An 18,932-nucleotide genomic window follows, 5' to 3' on the forward strand; every position below is an offset into this window, starting at 1 on the left:
GCGCTCAGGCGCCTCCCAGCTCCTCGATGAGCGCTCGGGCCCGCACCAGGTCCGGCGCGTCCAGGCCCTCGGTGAACTGGCCGTAGAGGGGCACCAGCAGCTCGCGGGCCTCCGCGCGCTGCTGCATGCGGAGCAGGAGCCGGCAGAGCGGGAGCGCGGCTCGCAGCTCCAGCATCCTCGCCTGCCGCTCCCGAGCCAGCGCCAGCGCCTCCCGGAGATAGGCCTCGCCCGCGGTGGGGTCCGGCGCCGTCTCCAGCAGGTGGCTGCCCAGGCGGATGAGGACGTGGAAGATCGAGAACCCCTCGTCCGTGGCGCGTGCCTGACGGAGGGCTCCCTCAAGACGCGCCGTGGCGGCCTCCGTCCTGCCGAGCGAGGCTTCCACCTGCGCCGCGAGTGACGAATAGAAGGGCAGGAGCAGCGCGCTGCCCTGCTCATCCAGCATCGCGAGCGCCCGCTCCATCCCCTCCAGGTCCCGCTTCCCCCAGCAGCGCATGACCTCGCAGTACGCCCCCTGGGACGAGAAGCGCTGACGCTCCATCAGCTCCTTGGCCTGCTCCGCCAGCTCGGCGTGCCGGGCGTGATCCTCCCGGAGCAGGTACAGCCCGAGCGCGAAGATGTAGGCCACCGCCTGCGTGCTGGCGTGGTTCAGCTCGCGCGCCAGGGCCAGCGCGGTCTCCATCATCCGCGCGGCCTTGTCGGGCAGCCCCAGGTGCCACTTCGCCAGCGCCAGGACGAGCCGGGCATAGATGCGAGGCTCGATTCCATACAGGTAGAGCGACTGCCGAGGCTGGGTGCCCGCGTCGAATGACAAGGCCCGGAGCGTGCACTCGCGGGCCTCCGCGAAGCGCCCCTGGGCGCACAGACAGTCTCCCTTCAGGGGGAGCACGACGATCTGATGGCCGACGTCCTCGGCCAGCCCTTCCATGGAGACGAGCCGCTCCACCAGGCCGCGCGCCTGCGCATGCTGGGCGCGCAGGTGGTGGAAGTTCACCAGCGCCCACAGCGTGGGGACCACGTGAGGGCTGTTCCCGAGCAGATCGATGAGCGCCTGGCTGCGCTCCACCCGCTCCTTGACCGACGGATCAGACCAGCCCCGGGTGGCCATCACCGCCGGAGTGATGACGCCGTTGAGGTCCAGCTCCCACCGCGCGCGCTCCCGCACGTCCTTGACGGCATCCAGCCACCCGAGCGCCTCCGTGGCGTGGCTCAGGGCCTCGTGGTCGGCCGAGCGCATCAGCGCCGCCAGCGCCGCCTTGTGCGCGTAGACGAGCGCCTCCTGCTTCTTGTCGCCCGCGGCGTAGTGCCGGGCGAGCAGGTCCGGGCGCTGCTGCGCCAGCTCCGGGAAGCGCTGCTCCAGGGCCGCCGCGATGCGGGCATGCACCTGGCGGCGCAGCGGCTTCACCATGGACTCGTAGGCCGTGTCGCGGATGAGCGCGTGCTTGAACGCGTACGTGGGGTTGCGGGTGCCGCGCCGCCGGTGGACGAGGTCCGCCGCCACCAGCACATCCATGTCCTTCTTCAGCGCCTCCGGGCTGCTCGGGAAGGCGGCCTCGAGCACCTCGTAGCTGAACTCACGCCCCAGCGCGGCGGCGAGCTGGAGGGTGCCCTTGGTCGGCCCGAGCCGATCCAGTCGCGCCATCAGCGAGTCCCTCAGCGTGCTGGGGATGGCCAGGGGGATGGACTCCCGCCCCGGGGCATCGCCCTGCCGGGCCAGGGACTCCACCACCATGCGCGTCAGCTCCTCGACGAAGAGGGGCACGCCATCCGTGCGGCCCACCACCTGCTCCACCACCTCGCGCGGCAGCGGCGCCTCCCGGGTGAGCCTGCGCACCATCTCCTCCACCTGCGGGCGCTCCAGCCGGCTGAGCTGCATCTGGAGCGCCTGGTTGGAGGGCCACGGTGGCACGAACGACGGACGCGCGGTGAGGACGGCGCACAGGCGCGCGCTGGAGGCGTCCTTCAGCAGCAGCGTCACCAGCTCCAGCGTCATCGGGTCGGCCCAGTGCAGGTCCTCCACCACCAGCAGCACCGGCTGCTGCTGGGCCATCTCGAAGATGAGCGCCAGCAGCCCGCCGAGGATCTCCTCCTTCTGGCGCTGGGGAGACAGCGTCTGCTGCGGGTAGCGATCCGAGGTCCCCTTGAGGGGGAAGAGCGAGGCGAACAGCGGCACGAACTCCCGGAGCTCGAAGCCGTAGCGCGTCAGCAGCTTCTCGAGCGCGACGGTGATCTGCTCGGACGTCGAGTCCCGGCCCACGCCCAGCATCCGCTCCAGCAAGTCCACCACCGGCCGCAGCGTGCTGTTGCGCCACTCGGGAGCGCAGCGGCACTCCAGGAAGGTGTGTGGCGTGGCGCGCGCCTGCTGGGCCAGCTCCTGCGTCAGCCGCGTCTTCCCGATGCCCGGCTCGCCGGTGATGAGGATGCCCTGCCCCATGCCCGCCACCACCTGCCGCCAGCGCTGCACCAGCAGCTCCCGCTCGAGCGTCCGGCCGAACATCGGCCCGGTGGGGGTGCCCTCCAGGCCCGACGCGGAGACGCGCTGCCTGTCACGCAGGCGGAACACCGCCACCGGCCGCGTGCCCGAGCCCACGCGGTGCTCTCCCGAGGGCTCCAGGGTGAAGTTCTCCCGCAGCACCTTGGCCGTCACCTCGCTGACGAGGATCTCTCCCGGCTGGGCGAGCGCCTCCAGCCGCTCGGCGATGCCGGGCGTGGTGCCCGTGAGGACCGGCAGCCCCGCGATGCCCTCTCCCCGCAGCTCGCGGCCGATGACGAGCCCGGTGTGGAGGCCCACCCGGACCTCCAGCTGGACGCCGTGGACCCGCGCCAGCTGCGCGCTGCGCTGCTCCAGCTCCGCCTTCAGCTCCAGCGCCACGTGGGCCGCGCGCAGGGCGTCGTCCTCCTGCGCCTGCGGATAGCCGAAGTACAGCAGCAGCCGCTCTCCCAGGACGCTGCCCAGCCAGGCCTCCCGCCGCCGCGCCAGCTCGATGGCGGCCGCGTGCTGCGTCCACAGCATCGCGTCCAGGTCCTCGACGTCCGCCGTGTCGGCTCCCTCGCCGGCCAGCCTCAGGCCGCAGCAGAGGGCGGTGAGCTGTCGGCGCTCTCCCTCGGCGGGGACGTGGGTCGGCGTCACCACGCTCTGGGGAACCCCGGCCTCCGTGGAGGGCCACCCCTGCGTCACGCAGGCCTCCAGCTCCAGCAGCAGATCCTGCGCGGTGACGTCCCGGGCCTTGGGGTCCTTCTCCGTGGCCCGCCGCAGGAGCCGCCCGAGCCGGTGGCCCTCGAGCCACACCGGCAGGGGGATGGGCTCGGAGCCCAGCTGCTTGAAGACGAGCTCCTGCAGGCTGGTGCCCTCCACCACCCGCTTGCCCGTGAGGCACTCCAGGAAGATGAGGCCCCACGCGTACAGGTCCGTGCGCGCCGTCACCGGCTCGCCCCGGAGCTGCTCGGGCGCCGCGTAGGCGGGCGTGCCCAGCGTGTCGCGCGTGCGGGTGATGCGCGAGAGGTCCTCCCGCCGGTCCTCGTCGGACAGCGTCCCCAGCCCGAAGTCGAGCACCAGCGAGTTGCGCCGCACGCCCGTGCTGGTGAGCATGATGTTCTGCGGCTTGAGGTCGCGGTGGACGATGCCCAGCTTGTGCGCGCAGCCCAGCGCGTCCAGCACCTGGAGCATCAGGTGCGCGGCCTCCCACGGCGGCAGCGCCCCCTCCGAGGCGAGCACGTCCCCCAGCGTCCGGCCCGGCACGTACTCGAAGACGGTGTAGAGCTGCCCGTCCTCGGTGCTCCCCGAGTCGATGAGCCGGACGATGTGCGGGTGGTAGAGCCGCGCGCACAGCCGCATCTCGCGCTGGAAGCGGGCGGTGAGCCCCTCGTCACCCGTGTGCAGGAAGTGCAGGACCTTGACCGCCACCTCCTGCCCCGTCGCCTTCTGGCGGGCCCGGTACACCTGGCTGAAGCCACCCTCCCCCAGCTTGGAGAGGATCTCGTAGCGCTCCTGGAACACCGTGCCCGCTGCGATCGAAAACAAGGCTGAAGTCTCGGAAGAGGGGAAGCTGAGGATATCTGATTATCCTAGAATTTTCCGTTTTTACGAGACCTGTGTTTCCTTATCATCACGTTCGCGGAGGCCGCGCCTCGAAGACACGCAGCAGCAGGACGATGGAGGGGACGACGAGGGCGGCTCCCACGGCGATGGCGACCATCAGCAGGCGCAGCACGTTCGGGCTGACGGCCGCGGCCTGGATCGTCACGTCCGGCACCACCAGGTAGGGGTACTGGGACGCGGCCCAGCCGAGCACGATGAAGCCCACCTGCGCCGCCGCCGTGACACGGGCCCAGGAAAAGCGCCGCCGCCACAACAGCACGAAGGTCGCCACCGCCGACAGCGCCGTGATGGCGTGCAGCGCCAGCGCGAAGGGCGCGTGGAGCAGCCCGCTCCAGACGCGCGGCGCGGCCTCCCGCGCGAGCACCAGCACGCCGAGCGCCGCGAGGAACACCGCCCCACCCGAGAGCAACGCCCGGCGCCGGAAGTCCTCGCGCAGCGGCTCGGAGTCCGCCTCCGCCGTGAGGTACACCGCCGCGAGGAACGCGAAGAGGCACAGCGCCAGCACGCCCACCGCGACGGAGAACGGCGTCAGCCACGGCGCGAAGAAGCCGCTCACCACCACGCGGCCCTCCACGCGGATGCGGCCGCTCACCACCGCGCCCACGCACATGCCCAGCAGCACGGGAGAGATGACGCTGGCCACGCTGAAGACGAGCCCCCAGCGCCGCTGCACCAGGTCTCCCCGCGCGTCGTACGTGCGGAAGGTGAACGCCGTGCCTCGGAAGACGATGCCCAGCAGGAGCAGCGTCAGCGGCACGTGCAGCGCCACGGTGAGCACGGCGAAGGCGCGAGAGAAGCCGCTGAAGAGCAGCACCAGGCCGACGATGAGCCAGACGTGGTTCACCTCCCACACCGGGCCGAGGGCGCGGGCGATGAGCGCGCGCTGCTCCGCCTTGCGTGGGCCCGAGGCGAGCAAGTCCCATACGCCGCCGCCGAAGTCCGCTCCGCCGAAGATGGAGTAGAGGACGAACGTCCCCGCCACCGCGAAGGCCAGGAGGAGCTCAGTGGGCATCGTCCGCCTCCCGGCCGGGCAGCGTCCCGGCCACCTGCCGCGCGAGGAGGAAGGCCACCACCAGCCCCAGGAAGAGGTACACGAGCGTGAAGGTCCAGAAGGGGGCGGCCAGGTGCGGCACGGGCGTCACCGCCTCCGAGGTGCGCATCACCCCGTGGATGATCCACGGCTGGCGGCCCCACTCGGTGACCATCCACCCGGCCTCCAGCGCCACCAGCCCGAGCGGCGAGGCCAGCAGCCACGCGCGCATCATCCGCGGCCCTGAAGGCCACTCGCGCCGCCGCCAGCGCAGCACCAGCGTCACCAGCGCGAGCAGCGCCATGGCGCTCCCGGTGCCCACCATGAGCTGGAAGGACAGGTGCACCTTGGCCACGGGCGGCCAGTTCTCCCGAGGGAACTCCTTCAGGCCCCGCACCTCCGCGTCTGGATCCCCGAAGGCCAGGATGGAGAGGGCACGCGGAATCTCCAGCGCGTAGGGCATGGTGGCCGTCTCCTCGTCCGGCAGCCCGCCCACGCTCAGCGGCGCGCCACGCTGCGTCTCGAAGAGGCCCTCCATCGCCGCCAGCTTCTCCGGGCGCGCCTCGGCGGTGTGCTTCGCCAGGAAGTCTCCCACCAGCGGCTGAGCGAGCGCGGTGATGCACGCCAGCGGCAGCGCCACCGCCAGCGCCTTGCGGTGGAACGCCGAGCCCGGGTGCCGCAGCAGCACGAAGGCGTGGATGCCCGCCATCGCGAAGGCGCTCGCCTGGTAGCACGACAGCAGCACGTGGGCCGTCTGGTACTGCCAGCCCGGGCCGAACATGGCCACCAGCGGCTGGATGTTCGTGGGCCCCGTCGGCGTGGGCGTGAAGCCCGTGGGGTTGTTCATGAAGACGTTGACCAGCGTGACGAAGAAGGCGCTCGCCGCGCCGCTCAGCGCCACCATCACCCCGGAGAACAGGTGCAGCCCGGGTGACACCCGCTCGCGGCCGTACAGGTAGATGCCCAGGAAGATGGCCTCGGTGAAGAAGGCCACGCCCTCGAGGCTGAAGGGGAAGCCGATGACCTCCCCGTACTGCCCCATGAACTCGGGCCACAGCAGGCCCAGCTCGAACGAGAGCACCGTGCCGCTCACCGCGCCCACCGCGAAGAGGATGGCCGTGCCCTTGGCCAGCTTCTGGCTCAACAGCCGGTAGTCCGCGTCCCCCGTGCGCCGGGCCTTCCAGTCACTGAGCACCATCAGCACCGGCAGCGCCACGCCCGCCGCGGCGAAGACGATGTGAAACGCCAGCGACAGCCCCATCTGGGCCCGCGCATAGAGCAGATCATCCACGTGGATGAGTCTGCTTTATGCGCGTTCCTCTCGCAATTAAATCAGCTACTACCTCACTGCAGCGGGCACGGGGCGGCGCCGCGGGACGAGTCCCTGCACCGAGTTCTTCGCGATATTCGACGCCAGCGCTGTCGCGAAGATGATGACGAGCTTGCGGCCCAGCTCCACGGCGAGCGGCTTCTGCTCGGCGGAGGAGGCCACGCGGTCCGGGTGCGCCCACGCGCGCTTCATCGCCTTGAGGCGGTGGTCGGCGAGGATCTGCTGCCGGTGCCGCGCGCGCCAGACCGCCACGCCCAGGCCCACGCTCGTCAGCACGGCGGCCGTGATGGCGATGCCGACCAGGAGGTCCCGATGCTGCGCGGCCTGGTAGCGCACGTCCAGCGCCTGGTGCCGGCGCCGGTCCAGCTCCTCCAGCGTCAGGAGCAGCTCATCGCGGATGCGGTCCGCGGTGCGCTCCACCTGCTCCCGGTCGCCCATGCCCTTGGTGATGTGCTCGTGCTCGCCGTCGGGCTTGCGCTCGGCCACGGGCGCGCGCTCGGTACCGCGCAGGAGCTGATCGCCGCGCTCGCGCTTGTCCTGGCCTTCGTTCTTCTGCTCGAGATGGCCCCACTCGTTCATTGCAGTGTCCCCCGCGCCAACTCGAAGTCCGCCTTGAGCCGCTCCTGGGTGTGCGGCAACGGCTTCTTCGGCAGCTTCTTCACCCCGGCCCAGGCCAGCCCTCCCGCGATGAGCAGGATGGCCACCCCCACCAGCAGCACGCCGAGCCAGGCGCTCAACGGCAGCGCCAGCCCTATCGCGACGAAGAGCGCCGCCAGGCCGCACAGCACCAGCGTGAGGGCCGCTCCCAGCAGGATGCCGCTGGTGCGCGCGGCCTTCACCTCCTCGCGCAGTTCCTTCTTGGCGTGGAGCACCTCCGCCTTGACCAGCAGCTTCGCCTCGGCGAGGGCGTGCCGGACGAGCTCGGCGGTGCTCAGGGTTTCCAGTTGGCTTCGCTCCAGGCGCTCCGATTCGAGTTCCACGTCTCCGCCTCCGGACTCCAGAGGGGCGTTGGCGTGTGCCGTGTCTGGCACCACGCGCCCCTGCTCCTGGGTGAAGGTGGGCAGGGCACCGCAGCGGGTGAAGTCCACTGGGCGGGCCAGACGACTGGCTGCCTGCCCGTCCCACGGAGCATGGATCAGCAGGAGGCACGTCGGGCCCGAGGGGCGCGACTTCGCGAGTCAGCACGGCGCGTGCCGACTTGCTCGGCAATGGACGCACTGGATGTGCGGCTCCTATGGTGCTGTCTCATGAGACAACCAAGGCGTCTTGTGTCCGCTACCCTGGTCGCTTGGCTGCTGCTCCTGTCGGCAGTCCCGCGTCCGGCCCAGGCCCAGGCCCCGGGGGAGTTCCAGCGTCACCTCAACGCCGCGATCCGGCTCTACCAGAGCCTGGAGTACGAGCGCGCCCTCACCCAGATCAACCTCGCCCGCGGCAAGCCGCACAGCTCGGACGAGGAGGTGAAGCTGTCGCTCTATGAGGGCATCATCCAGGCGGAGCTGGGCCATCAGGACGAGTGCACCGCCGCCTTCAAGTCGGCGCTCCTCGTCCAGCCCGAGGCGAAGCTGCCGGTGAAGGTCGCCCCCAAGGTCGCCACCCTCTTCGAGTCCGTCCGCGAGCAGGTGAAGCGCGAGCTGGCGGCCATGCCCGCAACGCCGACCCGGCCCGAGGTGGCGGCCACGCCCCCAGCGCCCGCTCCAGCTACCGTCACGCCCTCCGCCACGGAGGTCTCCCGGGAGGCGGCGGGGTCGAAGCTCCTGCGCCGCCATGCACTCATCCCCGCCATCGCCGGAGGAGCGCTCGTGGTGGCCGGCGGCGTCTCCTATGCCCTGTCTCGCGGCGAGCTCAGCCGCCTGCGCGACGACGATGACAGTCTCCAGAGCCGCCAGGCCGTGGACGACACCGTCGCCAAGGGGAACCGGTACCAGACGCTCGGCGTCGCCCTGCTCGGAGTAGGGACCGCGGGGCTGGCCGCGGCGGCGGGCATCTACTTCCTGGGCGCTCCGGACACGCCCGCCACCGTGGGGCTCACGACGGATGGGAGGTCCGCCTTCGTGTACGGGAGGTGGCCGTGATGAGCCGGAGAAACATATGGCTCGCCTCGGCCCTGCTTCTCGCCGGGGCTCTGGGCTGCACGGACTTCGACAAGGAGGGAGAGTCCTTCTGTCAGCGCAACCCCGCCGCCTGCAATCCGGACAAGACGCCTCCCGAGATCACCGCGAGCCAGCAGTCCGCTCCCAGCGCCCTGGGTGAGCAGACGCTCACCTTCAGCGTCACGGCGAAGGACGCGGAGACGGCCCAGCTCCGCTTCTCGTGGACGGCGAGCGCCGGCACCCTCGCGGAGCCAACCCACACCGACACCACCAGCACGGTGACGTGGACAGCGCCGCTGTGCCTGCCCGCGGGCACCCCCATCACGGTGACGGTGACGGTGATGGATGATGGCGGCTTCTCCACCCAGAAGTCCTTCACCGCCACCGTCAACGCCTGCCCCACTCCCAAGGTGGCCGCCGGCGGGGGACACTCCCTGGCCCTGCGCGCCAATGGCACGGTCTGGTCCTGGGGGCTCAACGTCTTCGGCCAGCTCGGCAACGGCTCTCCCATCGTGCTCGTGGCGGAGCCTGGGCGTGTGCCGGGGCTGACCGCCGTGACGGCCGTGGCCGCGGGCCAGCAGCACTCGCTGGCACTGCGAAGCGACGGCACCGTCTGGGCCTGGGGCTACAACAACTCCGGCCAGCTTGGAGATGGGACGACCACCAGCAGCAATGTGCCTGTCCAGGTGACGGGCCTGACCAGCGTCACCGCCATCGCCGCGGGTACCACCCACAGCATGGCCCTCCGAAGCGACGGCACCGTCTGGGCCTGGGGCAACAACAACTCCGGTCAGCTCGGGGATGGCACGACCACCCAGCGCAACACGCCCGTGCAGGTGCTCACCCTCACCGACGTCACCGCCATCGCCACAGGCTCCAGCCACGGCGTGGCCTTGCGCGGGAACAAGACGGTCTGGACCTGGGGCCGCAACAACTCCGGTCAGCTCGGGGATGGGACGACCACCAGCCGCTCCAGCCCTGGCCAGGTGCCCGGGCTGACGGAGGTGGCCGCCATTGCAGCCGGCTCCGTGTCCTCCCTCGTGGCCAGGAGCGATGGCTCCGCCTGGGGCTGGGGAGACAATGATGATGGCCAGCTGGGGGATGGGACGACCACCCAGCGCAACGCCCCCATCCAGGTGGCGACCCTGTCCAACGTCACCCTGCTGGCCGCGGGCACCAGCCACGCCATGGCCCTGCGTGGCGACGGCACTGTCTGGACCTGGGGAAGGAACAGCGCCGGCCAGCTCGGGGATGGAACGACGACGGATCGCCTGCTGCCCCAGCAGGTGCCCGGTCTGTCCAATGTGGCCTCCATCGCCAGCGGCGAGAGCCACTCGATGGTGCTCCACGCCGATGGCACCGTGAGGACCTGGGGAAGCACGGTGCTGGGCCAGCTGGGAGACGGCGTCTCCAGCCTGCGCCTCTCCGCCGTGCAGGTGGCGGGGCTGAGCTCCGTCCTGGCCATTGGCGCCGGTGACTCCCACTCCCTGGCCGCGCTGGCCAATGGCAGCGTCCAGACCTGGGGGGACAACGACAACGGCCAGCTGGGAGACGGGACGCTGGTGAAGCGCAGCCTGCCCACCGAGGTGTCCGGACTGTCCAACGTCCTGAGTGTCGCTGGCGGCAGGAGCCACTCCCTGGCGCGGCTCAGCAACAACGTCGTGCGGGCGTGGGGAAGCAACTTCTATGGCCAGCTGGGAGATGGCACCACCATGGAGCGTCCTTTCTCCGTGCAGGTCACCAGCCTGACCGGCATCACGGCCATCGCCGCGGGAGAGTCCTTCTCGCTGGCGGCGCGGAGCGATGGCACCGTCTGGGCGTGGGGCTACAACGGGCTGGGCCAGCTCGGCGATGGCACGACCACCAACCGCCTCGCTCCCGTGCAGGTGACGGGCCTGGCGGGAGTCACCGCCGTCGCCGCGGGCTATGGGCACTCGCTGGCGCTTCGTGGCACCAGCGTCTGGGCCTGGGGCTACAACGGCTCGGGGCAGCTCGGGGACAGCACCAGCACCAACCGCGGCACCGCCGCCGTGGTGCCCAACCTGACGGGCGTCACCGCCATCACCTGCGGGAGCGACCACTCCCTGGCCCTCAAGAGCGACGGCACCGTCTGGGCCTGGGGTGAGAACGGTGACGGTCAGCTCGGAGATGGAACGACCATCGACCGGTTCGAGCCGCGGCAGGTGCCAGGGCTGAGCGGCATCACCGCCATCGCGGCCGCCCGCTCCGGCTCGCTGGCCATCGGTCCCGGAGGCGTCGTCTTCGCGTGGGGCGACAACAGCTCCGGTCAGCTCGGGGATGGGACGATCATCAGCCGCCCTTCGCCCGTGCAGCTGCCGGGGCTCTCCAACATCACCGCGCTGGCCGCCGGCGGCTACCACGTGCTGGCACTGCGCTCGGACAAGACGCTCTGGGCCTGGGGCTTCGGTGAGGAGGGGCAGCTCGGAGACGGCTCGCCCTCGTACCGCGCCTCGCCGGTCCTCGCAGTCCTCCCCTGAGGGGAGTCCTCGGAGACGTGGGCCTCAGCGCTTGCGGTGCAGCGCGAGCGCCGTGGCCAGCGTCTCGCGCACCTGCCGGGCCTGGAAGAGCCGGTCCGCCGTGTCCACCAGGTTGTCCAGGTAGAGCACCTGCTTGCGCAGCCGCGCGGGCAGCGCTCGCGTGCCCAGGTGCGCGCCCAGCAGCGCTCCGGTCACCGCCGCCGCCACGTCCACCTCGCCGCCACAGCGCAGCACCAGCGCCACCGCCTCGCGGAAGTCGTGCGGCACCTTCAGCGCCGCGTACAGCGCCGTCAGCAGCACCGGCACCACGTGCGCCGGCAGCCCGTCCACGCCCTGCAGCTCGGAGCGGGGCACGCCAATCTTCCGCAGCGCGGTGAGCGCCCGCGTCGGGTCCCACGTGAGCAGCCGGGGCAGGTGCCGCACCTCGTCCGCCAGGTCCTTGTCGTGCTCGGCCGCCGCCAGCGCCAGCTTCTCGCAGAAGGCCACCGCGGTGAGCGGCTCCTCCTCGAGGCCCAGGGCCACCGCCTGCGCGAAGGCCGCCGCCGCCGCCGCGCACGTGGGGTCCTTGTGCGTCACCACCGTCAGCACGCCCGCGTCATGCGGCAGGCGCTTGTGGCCGCTGCGCTCGAAGAGGCCCACCACCATGGCCCGGCTGAGCACCGAGGGGCACTTCACGCCCATGGGCGCCCCCGCGCTCATCCACGGCTTGCCACCGGCCAGCCGCTGCAGCGACTCGGAGAGCCCCCGGGGCGGCTGGAGGATGACGCCCTCCTGCCACAGCCAGGCGAAGTGCGCGGCCGCGCTGCGCCCGTCCACCTTGCCCTCGCGGATGATGCTCTCGGCGGCCGCCAGCATCAGCTGCGTGTCGTCCGAGAACTGCCCCTTGGCGAACTTGCCGCGCGGCCGCGGGGAGAAGTCATCCGCCAGGTGCGTCAGCCGCGTGAGGCTGGCCGGCGGAATGCCTCGGAGCGGGAAGCCGAGCGCGTCCCCGATGGCAAGGCCCAGGAATGCCGCATGGAACCTGTCCTGGCGCTCAGCGGGAGTCAGCGGCATCGGAGGCGCGCAGATTAACCGACGGATCGCCCATGGCCAGAGCAGAAATCGGCTACATGTCGGCGTCACGCCCCAGGTTCACCACCGCTTGCAATCGCGCGACCACCGCCTCTGCTCCCTGGTGGAGGTGTGTCCCATCCCACAAGGCGGGCGTCGTCTTCCCACCCAGGCGGTGGAAGTCCGCTTCTACCTCCGGGTAGGTGAGGTTGCGGAAGCGCACGCGGTCCTCCAACGCATGGTCGACGATGTAGCGCCGGGCCACCGCCGAGGGCGGGTCCGCGATGCGATGAAAGAGCTCGAGCAGATCCACGGCCATTCTCCCGAAGGATTATGGACCGCGCTCCGCCGAGACGGGAAGGAAGAGGTCCGCCAGGTCTCTGCGGGAGCGCTTCACCACGTCCGCCACCGTGTACTTGCCCAGCACCGCGAGGAAGGCCTCGCGCGCCTCGTAGAGCACGCCCTTGAGGCCGCACGCGGGGGCGATGGGGCAGGTGTTCTTGTCCCGCTCGAAGCACTCCACCAGGTGGAAGTCCGGCTCGGCCACGCGGAACACCTCGCCCAGGGAGATTTCCGAGGGCTCGCGCGCCAGGGTGATGCCGCCGGTGCGGCCGGGGCGCACCTCGATGAAGCCGTGCCGGCCCAGCGTCTGCACCACGCGCACCAGGTGATTCTTGGAGATGCCGTACGCCTCGCTCACCTCCTGGGTGGAGACGAGGCGCCCGGGCCGCGCGGCCAGGTACAGCAGCACGCGCAGCGAGTAGTCAGCGTGAAGCGTCAGATGCACGAGAGGTGGCTCCTGCTCCCGCTGGCGTGCTGGCGCTCGGCAGGAAGGCATCCGCGTGGATGTCCTTGAGCGAGAGCCCGGCCAGGAAGAGCTTCTTTCGGAGGGATAGCACCAGCTCCGGGTTCCCGCAGAGGAACGCGCGCCAGCCGACGGGTTTCGGGCACTCGGCGCGGATGAGCGCGTCGAGCGGGCCCACGTGCACATCCTCGCCCAGCCGGCCCTCCAGCACCCCTGGCCGGTAGTGCAGGTTCGGGTGGCGCGCGGCCAGGGCGCGCAGCTCCTCCACCAGGTAGAGGCCTCGCGGATTCAGCGCGCCGTGGAAGAGCCAGAGCGGACCGGAGTGGCCCTGCGCCAGCGCGTCCCGGACGATTCCGTACAGCGGCGCCAGCCCCGTGCCCGTGCCCGCCAGCAGCAGCGGCTGCTCCGGCCGGCCCGGCAGGTAGAAGCACTCACCCGCGGGCCCCTGCAGCCGCACCTCGTCTCCCGGCCGAGCCTCGGAGCGAAGCCACGTGCTCATCGCCCCACCCGGCAGCAGCCGCACGTGCAGCTCCAGCAGCTCCTCGTCCGGCAGGCTCGCCACCGAGTAGCTGCGCGCCAGCCCATCCGCGCGCAGCAGGGTGAGGTACTGGCCCGCCCGGTACTCGAAGGGCGCCTCCGGCCGCAGCCGCACGCGCAGCACGTCCTCACTCAGACGCTCCAGGGACGCGAGGCGCGCGGGCACTCGCAGCTCCTCGGCTCCACCGCCGGCCACTTCCAGCTCCGCGCCCGGCTCCGGCCGGCACGAGCACGCCAGGAAGTAGTTGCGCGCCTTGAGTGTCTCCTTGAGCCCTGCCTGGGACTTCTCCGGCACCACTCCGTTGGCCGCGCGCATCAGGCAGGACTGGCACACCCCCGCCTTGCACGCATGCGGCACGGAGATGCCCTGCCGCAGCAGCCCATCGAGCACGGACTCCTCCGGCTCCAGCGGATACCACCTCGCCTCGTACCTGACCCGGGACATGCGCGCGCCCTCCCTACTTGTTCAGCACGTCCGCGCGCATGCTCTCGGCGGCCTGCAGCACCTGCTGGACGAGCGGCGCGGGCACCCCGAGCTCCGTCAGCGTGCCGCCCAGGTGCTCGGCCACCGCGTTGAAGTGCGAGTCGTTCAGCCCCTGCTTCACCAGGTGCGCGTGCCCCTTGCGCATGTCCAGGCCCGTGTAGCTGTTCGGCCCGCCGCATACCATGGTGAGGAACGCCTTCTGCTTGGCGGCCTGGCGCTCCATGTCCACGCCCTCGAAGAAGCGGCTGATGCGGTCGTCCGACAGCACGCGCCGGTAGAAGAGCTCCACCGCCGCATCCATCGCCTTCGAACCGCCGATCTGCTCGAACAGGGTGCTCATGTGCGCCTCCGGCCTCGCGGGCCCTTAAATATGTATCTTGAATGCATCTTTTTGGGCGCGACGTCAAATACCCGAAAGTTCAGGGGGTTGAACGCGTGGAGCGACCTGGCAGGGAGGCGGCCTGTGAGCGAACGAGTAGCGAACTGGTATGACAAGCAGACCAGTTCGCACAGATTGCGCACGGCATGAGGGCGAGCCGGCCGCGGGGGCGGACTCGAGCCCTCTGGTTGTTTCAGTGTGCGAAGCCTCTTCGGGAGCCGAGAGAGGCTACTTCGGACCGACCTAGCGGACGCCGGCGGCGTGCATGCGCGCCGTCTCGCGGCGCACCGTGGCCTGCTCCACCTCGTAGCGGGCGTCCTCGGGCTTGAGGTCCTTCATGCGCTGCTGGGCCTCGGCCATCCGGCGGCGCGCGGCCTCCACGTCGATGCCGGCGACGGGCTCGGCGCCATCGGCGAGCACCAGCACCTTGTCGTTGCCGACCTCCACGAAGCCGCCCGCCACGAAGAAGGCCTCGCGCCGGCCGCCGTCGATGAGGGTGAGCGCTCCGGGCTCCATCAGCGACAGGAAGGGCGTGTGGCCCGGCCGCACACCGAAGAGGCCGTGACCACCCGGGACGATGGCCTCGTCCGCCTGCACGGAGAGGATGCGCTTCTCAGGGGTGACAATCTCCACGGTCAGCTTGGCCATGTGCTCCTCACGTCCTGCGACGTCAGAATGAGAGGCGGTGCGTCTTCGCACCCACCGACTCGAACTCCACCTTCGCGTCGTCCGTCAGCCGAGGGCCCTTGCCGGGGATGCCCAGCGTCCCCTCCAGCCACTTGAAGTGCGCATGCATCTGCCGCACCTCGCCCAGCTCACGCGACCCGAGCAGGAAGTCCTGCAGGCGCTTCTCCTGCAGCTTCTGCCCGCTGCGGTCATACAGCTCCGCCACCGGCGTGTTGGCCCACGCCGGCACCTTCACCTTCTTCTTGCCCTTCTTCTCCACCGTCGACTTCTTGCCCTTCTCCGCCAGCGGACGGAGCAGCCAGAAGCGCTCCCCGTCATTCGAGGCGAAGTAGAAGTCGTCCACCGTGCCGATGCACCCCTCGAACTGCCACACCGGGCCGCTCTCCTTGTGCATCTCCACCCGGCACTTGCCGGGGGCCTCCTCCACCAACCGCACGCTGTACATGCCGTTGGCGCTGACGTGAGACTTGCTGCGACGCTCCTGGGCCAACCCCGGGAGCGCCACCAGCAACGCCAGGATGAGGAGGGTGCGGCTCATGAAGCACCTCGGGGGGATGCCGGGAGCCGCTTACGCCGCCGCCATCTTGCGGGCGTTCTCGAGCACCTCGTTGATGTCGCCCGCCATGTAGAAGGCCGCCTCGGGGATGTCGTCGTGCTTGCCGTCGGCGATCTCGCGGAAGCCCTGGATGGTGTCCTGCAGCTTCACGTAGCGGCCCGGCTTGCCGGTGAACACCTCGGCCACGAAGAAGGGCTGCGACAGGAACTTCTGGATCTTCCGCGCGCGCGCCACCGTGAGCTTGTCCTCCTCGGACAGCTCGTCCATGCCGAGGATGGCGATGATGTCCTGCAGCTCCTTGTACCGCTGGAGGATGCCCTGGACCTTGCGGGCCACGCCGTAGTGGTCCTGGCCCACCACGAGCGGATCCAGGATGCGGCTGGTGGAGTCGAGCGGATCCACCGCGGGGTAGATGCCCAGCTCGGAGATGGCGCGGTTGAGCACCGTGGTCGCGTCCAGGTGGGCGAACGTGGTGGCGGGCGCCGGGTCCGTCAGGTCGTCGGCGGGCACGTAGATGGCCTGCACCGAGGTGATGGAGCCCTTGGTGGTGGAGGTGATGCGCTCCTGCAGGGCGCCCATCTCCGTGGACAGCGTCGGCTGGTAACCCACCGCGCTGGGGATGCGGCCCAGGAGCGCGGACACCTCGGAGCCGGCCTGGGTGAACCGGAAGATGTTGTCGATGAAGAGCAGCACGTCGCGGCCCTCCACGTCACGGAAGTACTCCGCGATGGTGAGCGCCGAGAGCGCCACGCGAGCACGGGCGCCGGGCGGCTCGTTCATCTGCCCGTACACCAGCACGCACTGGCTGGCCTCCAGGTTCTCCATGTTGATGACCTTGGACTCCTGCATCTCGTGATACAGGTCGTTGCCCTCGCGGGTGCGCTCGCCCACGCCGGCGAACACCGAGAAGCCACCGCGCTCCTTGGCGACGTTGCGGATGAGCTCCTGCAGGAGCACCGTCTTGCCCACGCCCGCGCCGCCGAACAGGCCAATCTTGCCACCACGGGTGTAGGGGGCCAGCAGGTCGATCACCTTGATGCCCGTCTCGAAGGCCTGGACGCGCACGTCCTGGTCCACGAAGGTGGGGGCCGGACGGTGGATGGGCCAGGTCTGCTGGGCCTTCACCGGGCCCACCTCGTCCACCGGCTCACCGGTGACGTTGAGGATGCGGCCCAGGGTGCCCTTGCCCACCGGCACCTGGATGGGGGCGCCCGTGTTTTTCACCGCCTGCCCGCGGGCCAGGCCCTCGGTGGAGTCCATGGAGATGCAGCGCACCATGTTCTCGCCCAGGTGCTGCGCCACCTCGATGGTGAGGTTGTCCGCCTCGGCGTTGATGGTGGGGTTGGTCACCTTGAGGGCGGTGTACACTTCCGGGAGCACGCCGGGCGGGAACTCCACGTCAACCACGGGTCCGAGAACCTGGGTGATCTTGCCTACCGTCGCAGCTTGAGCGCTCATGAGTTCGTCTGCCTCTTGCGAATAAGCGGTGGAAACCGCCTCGCGTCGAAAGTCGGCCCGAGGGTGGGAGGGCGGGCCCCCTTTACCGGGGGGCACACTCCGGGTCAAGCCTCGTGGCGGCCGAGTCAGAAGCGGGACTTAAGGCCCCCCCTGCCCGGGCGCCAGGGTTGCCTGCGAGGCTGGCTGGTGGACCAGCGGCGGACCGCCAGGCCTGAAACGCCGCGGGGCCCGCCCTCCAGCTGGAGGGAAGGCCCCGGGGGTGTGCGGAACGAGGCGCTGGAGCGGCTACTTGAGGGCCTCGGCGCCAGAGACGATCTCCATGAGCTCCTTGGTGATGACGGCCTGGCGCGTGCGGTTGTAGTGCAAGGACAGCTTGCCGATCATGTCCGTGGCGTTGCTGGTGGCGTTCTCCATGGCGCTCATGCGGGCGCCGTGCTCGCTGGCCACGCTCTCGAGCAGCGCGCGGTACAGCTTGATGGAGACGGCCTGCGGCACCAGCCGGTCCAGCACGTCGTTGCGGCTCGGCTCGTACTTGAAGTCCACCAGCCCCGCGCCCGGCGTGGCCAGCGCGCCGCCCGCGGCACCCGCCGGAGCGGCAGGAGCCGCCGGCCCGAAGGTCTGCAGCGGCAGCATCTGCGACACGAGCACCTTCTGGCTGATGGCGGAGACGAACTCGTTGTAGATGATGTAGACGACGTCCACTTCGCCGTTGAGGTAGCTGGCGGTGAGCTCCTCGGCCACGGCCTTGGCGGACAGGTAGTTCAGCCGCTGGTAGAGGCCGCCGAAGTCCTTGCGGATGGTCTGCCCGCGGTTGCGCAGGAAGTCGTGGCCCTTGCGGCCCACCGTGGAGAACTGGATGCGCTCCAGGGCGCTGTTCTCGTAGAGGAAGCGGCTGGCGCGGCGGATGACGTTGGAGTTGAAGCCACCGGCCAGGCCGCGGTCCGAGGTGAGCAGCACCACCTCCGCGCGGCGGATGGGACGGGCCGTCAGCAGCGGGTGGGACACCTCCTCATCCCCCGAGCGCGCGGCCAGATCCGAGATGATCTGGTCCAGCATCTGCGCGTAGGGGCGGGCGGCGATGATGGCATCCTGGGCCTTGCGCAGCTTGGCGGCGGCCACCATCTTCATCGCCTTGGTGATCTGCCGCGTGTTCTTCACCGAGCGGATGCGCTTGCGGATGTCGCGAAGGGACGCCATGGGGACGGTAGCTCCTGTTCGGACGCGGCCCCGCTACCCCAGTACGAGGAGGCAGGCGCCGAGCGGCGCCCCCTATATAAGCGGCACGTCAGCGGGTCAACCGGAGCCTGCACTCTGGATGCCGGGGGGTGTCCAACAGGGAGCGACCGGGCGGAGAGGCCCCTCGAGTGGGGTGCCGCGGCCCCCATCGGGGCATAGCCTTCCAGGGCAGGCACCCGCGTCGGAGGACACCCATGGCCTCTCTGCTGAACGGTCCCATTCTCATCGTCGAGGATGACGAGGACATCCGGGAAGCGCTCCAGGGCTTCCTGGAGCTGCAGGGCTATGACGTGGTCCTGGCCACCCACGGCCGGGAGGCCGTCGAGCAGCTGCAGCGCCAGCCCCGGCCCGCCCTCATCCTGCTGGACATGGCCCTGCCGGTGATGGACGGACACCGGGTGCTCACCTACCGCAAACAGACGAACGGGCTCCAGGAGGTGCCCGTCATCATCGTCTCGGCGGGAATGGCGGCGATGAACCCCCGGGACAGGGCCCTCTACGCGGCCAACTACAACGTGGCCGCCTTCCTGAAGAAGCCGGCGGACCCGGACCAGCTCCTGGAGACCATCGAGCGCCACGCGCTGCGCCCGTCGAGCGAGCCGGCAGGCGCCCCGGCGTGACGGAAGCCCGTTCCACCCCCTTCCAGGCGCCGGGAGGCCGGGAGACAATGCCTTCCCTTCAACGGTCTTCCTTGGA

General features: G+C 70.5%; 17 protein-coding genes. 3 read left to right on the forward strand and 14 right to left on the reverse strand.

Translation table 11 applies throughout. The features are described from left to right. Window positions 1-4: 4 nt before the first annotated feature. The 5 genes from KY572_RS21655 to KY572_RS21675 form a co-directional block, all read right to left on the reverse strand. On the reverse strand, window positions 5-4,018 hold the full coding sequence (locus KY572_RS21655; protein ID WP_224244816.1) for a TOMM system kinase/cyclase fusion protein: 4,014 nt from the start codon (window positions 4,016-4,018) through the stop codon (window positions 5-7). An 85-nt stretch (window positions 4,019-4,103) separates the two neighbouring features. Next, complete coding sequence (locus tag KY572_RS21660; RefSeq protein ID WP_224244817.1) at window positions 4,104-5,108, reverse strand: cytochrome d ubiquinol oxidase subunit II; 1,005 nt, start codon at window positions 5,106-5,108, stop codon at window positions 4,104-4,106. Beyond that, window positions 5,098-6,417 (reverse strand): cytochrome ubiquinol oxidase subunit I, encoded by a 1,320-nt coding sequence (locus KY572_RS21665; protein WP_317987882.1) that lies wholly within the window; start codon window positions 6,415-6,417, stop codon window positions 5,098-5,100. The genes KY572_RS21660 and KY572_RS21665 overlap by 11 nt, the downstream gene beginning before the upstream one ends. A gap of 48 nt (window positions 6,418-6,465) precedes the next feature. Next, window positions 6,466-7,035 carry a hypothetical protein gene (locus KY572_RS21670; RefSeq protein WP_317987883.1) on the reverse strand — a complete coding sequence of 190 codons (570 nt, stop codon included), beginning with the start codon at window positions 7,033-7,035 and terminating at the stop codon, window positions 6,466-6,468. After that, a complete protein-coding gene (locus tag KY572_RS21675) occupies window positions 7,032-7,436 on the reverse strand; it encodes a phage holin family protein (protein ID WP_224244818.1) in 405 nt (134 codons plus the stop codon). Before KY572_RS21675 ends, KY572_RS21670 begins: the two co-directional genes overlap by 4 nt. Before the next feature lie 288 nt (window positions 7,437-7,724). Between KY572_RS21675 and KY572_RS21680 the strand changes: the two genes are divergently transcribed. Beyond that, window positions 7,725-8,528, forward strand: a complete 804-nt coding sequence (locus KY572_RS21680) for a hypothetical protein (RefSeq protein ID WP_224244819.1) — start codon at window positions 7,725-7,727, stop codon at window positions 8,526-8,528. After that, window positions 8,528-11,044, forward strand: a complete 2,517-nt coding sequence (locus KY572_RS21685; RefSeq protein WP_224244820.1) for an RCC1-like domain-containing protein — start codon at window positions 8,528-8,530, stop codon at window positions 11,042-11,044. Before KY572_RS21680 ends, KY572_RS21685 begins: the two co-directional genes overlap by 1 nt. 24 nt (window positions 11,045-11,068) lie before the next feature. Here the strand turns inward: KY572_RS21685 and KY572_RS21690 are convergent, their stop codons facing one another. From KY572_RS21690 to atpG, 9 genes are all read right to left on the reverse strand, one after another. Next, the gene (locus KY572_RS21690; protein WP_224244821.1) at window positions 11,069-12,097 is read right to left on the reverse strand and encodes an ADP-ribosylglycohydrolase family protein; all 1,029 of its coding nucleotides are present in this window, start codon (window positions 12,095-12,097) and stop codon (window positions 11,069-11,071) included. Window positions 12,098-12,149: 52 nt separating this feature from the next. Continuing rightward, entirely contained in the window at window positions 12,150-12,413 is a 264-nt protein-coding gene (locus KY572_RS21695; RefSeq protein WP_224244822.1) for a hypothetical protein, read from the reverse strand. Between the two features lie 12 nt (window positions 12,414-12,425). Next, window positions 12,426-12,881 (reverse strand): RrF2 family transcriptional regulator, encoded by a 456-nt coding sequence (locus KY572_RS21700; RefSeq protein ID WP_224244823.1) that lies wholly within the window; start codon window positions 12,879-12,881, stop codon window positions 12,426-12,428. Continuing rightward, entirely contained in the window at window positions 12,859-13,881 is a 1,023-nt protein-coding gene (locus KY572_RS21705; RefSeq protein WP_224244824.1) for an FAD-binding oxidoreductase, read from the reverse strand. The genes KY572_RS21700 and KY572_RS21705 overlap by 23 nt, the downstream gene beginning before the upstream one ends. A gap of 13 nt (window positions 13,882-13,894) precedes the next feature. Then, window positions 13,895-14,260, reverse strand: a complete 366-nt coding sequence (locus KY572_RS21710; protein WP_224244825.1) for a group I truncated hemoglobin — start codon at window positions 14,258-14,260, stop codon at window positions 13,895-13,897. Window positions 14,261-14,542: 282 nt separating this feature from the next. Continuing rightward, complete coding sequence (locus KY572_RS21715; RefSeq protein WP_224244826.1) at window positions 14,543-14,947, reverse strand: F0F1 ATP synthase subunit epsilon; 405 nt, start codon at window positions 14,945-14,947, stop codon at window positions 14,543-14,545. Between the two features lie 22 nt (window positions 14,948-14,969). Then, window positions 14,970-15,524: a hypothetical protein gene (locus KY572_RS21720; protein ID WP_224244827.1), complete on the reverse strand. Its 555-nt coding sequence runs from the start codon at window positions 15,522-15,524 to the stop codon at window positions 14,970-14,972. Window positions 15,525-15,554: 30 nt separating this feature from the next. Next, complete coding sequence (gene atpD, locus KY572_RS21725) at window positions 15,555-17,000, reverse strand: F0F1 ATP synthase subunit beta (protein WP_224244828.1); 1,446 nt, start codon at window positions 16,998-17,000, stop codon at window positions 15,555-15,557. A 285-nt stretch (window positions 17,001-17,285) separates the two neighbouring features. Then, entirely contained in the window at window positions 17,286-18,197 is a 912-nt protein-coding gene (atpG, locus tag KY572_RS21730) for an ATP synthase F1 subunit gamma (RefSeq protein ID WP_224244829.1), read from the reverse strand. A 233-nt stretch (window positions 18,198-18,430) separates the two neighbouring features. On the opposite strand from atpG, the gene KY572_RS21735 reads away from it, so the two are divergent. Continuing rightward, entirely contained in the window at window positions 18,431-18,856 is a 426-nt protein-coding gene (locus KY572_RS21735) for a response regulator (RefSeq protein WP_224244830.1), read from the forward strand. The last annotated feature ends 76 nt before the right edge of the window (window positions 18,857-18,932 follow it).

Origin of the sequence: Hyalangium gracile (assembly GCF_020103725.1) — a bacterium.
Taxonomy (GTDB): Bacteria; Myxococcota; Myxococcia; order Myxococcales; family Myxococcaceae; genus Hyalangium; species Hyalangium gracile.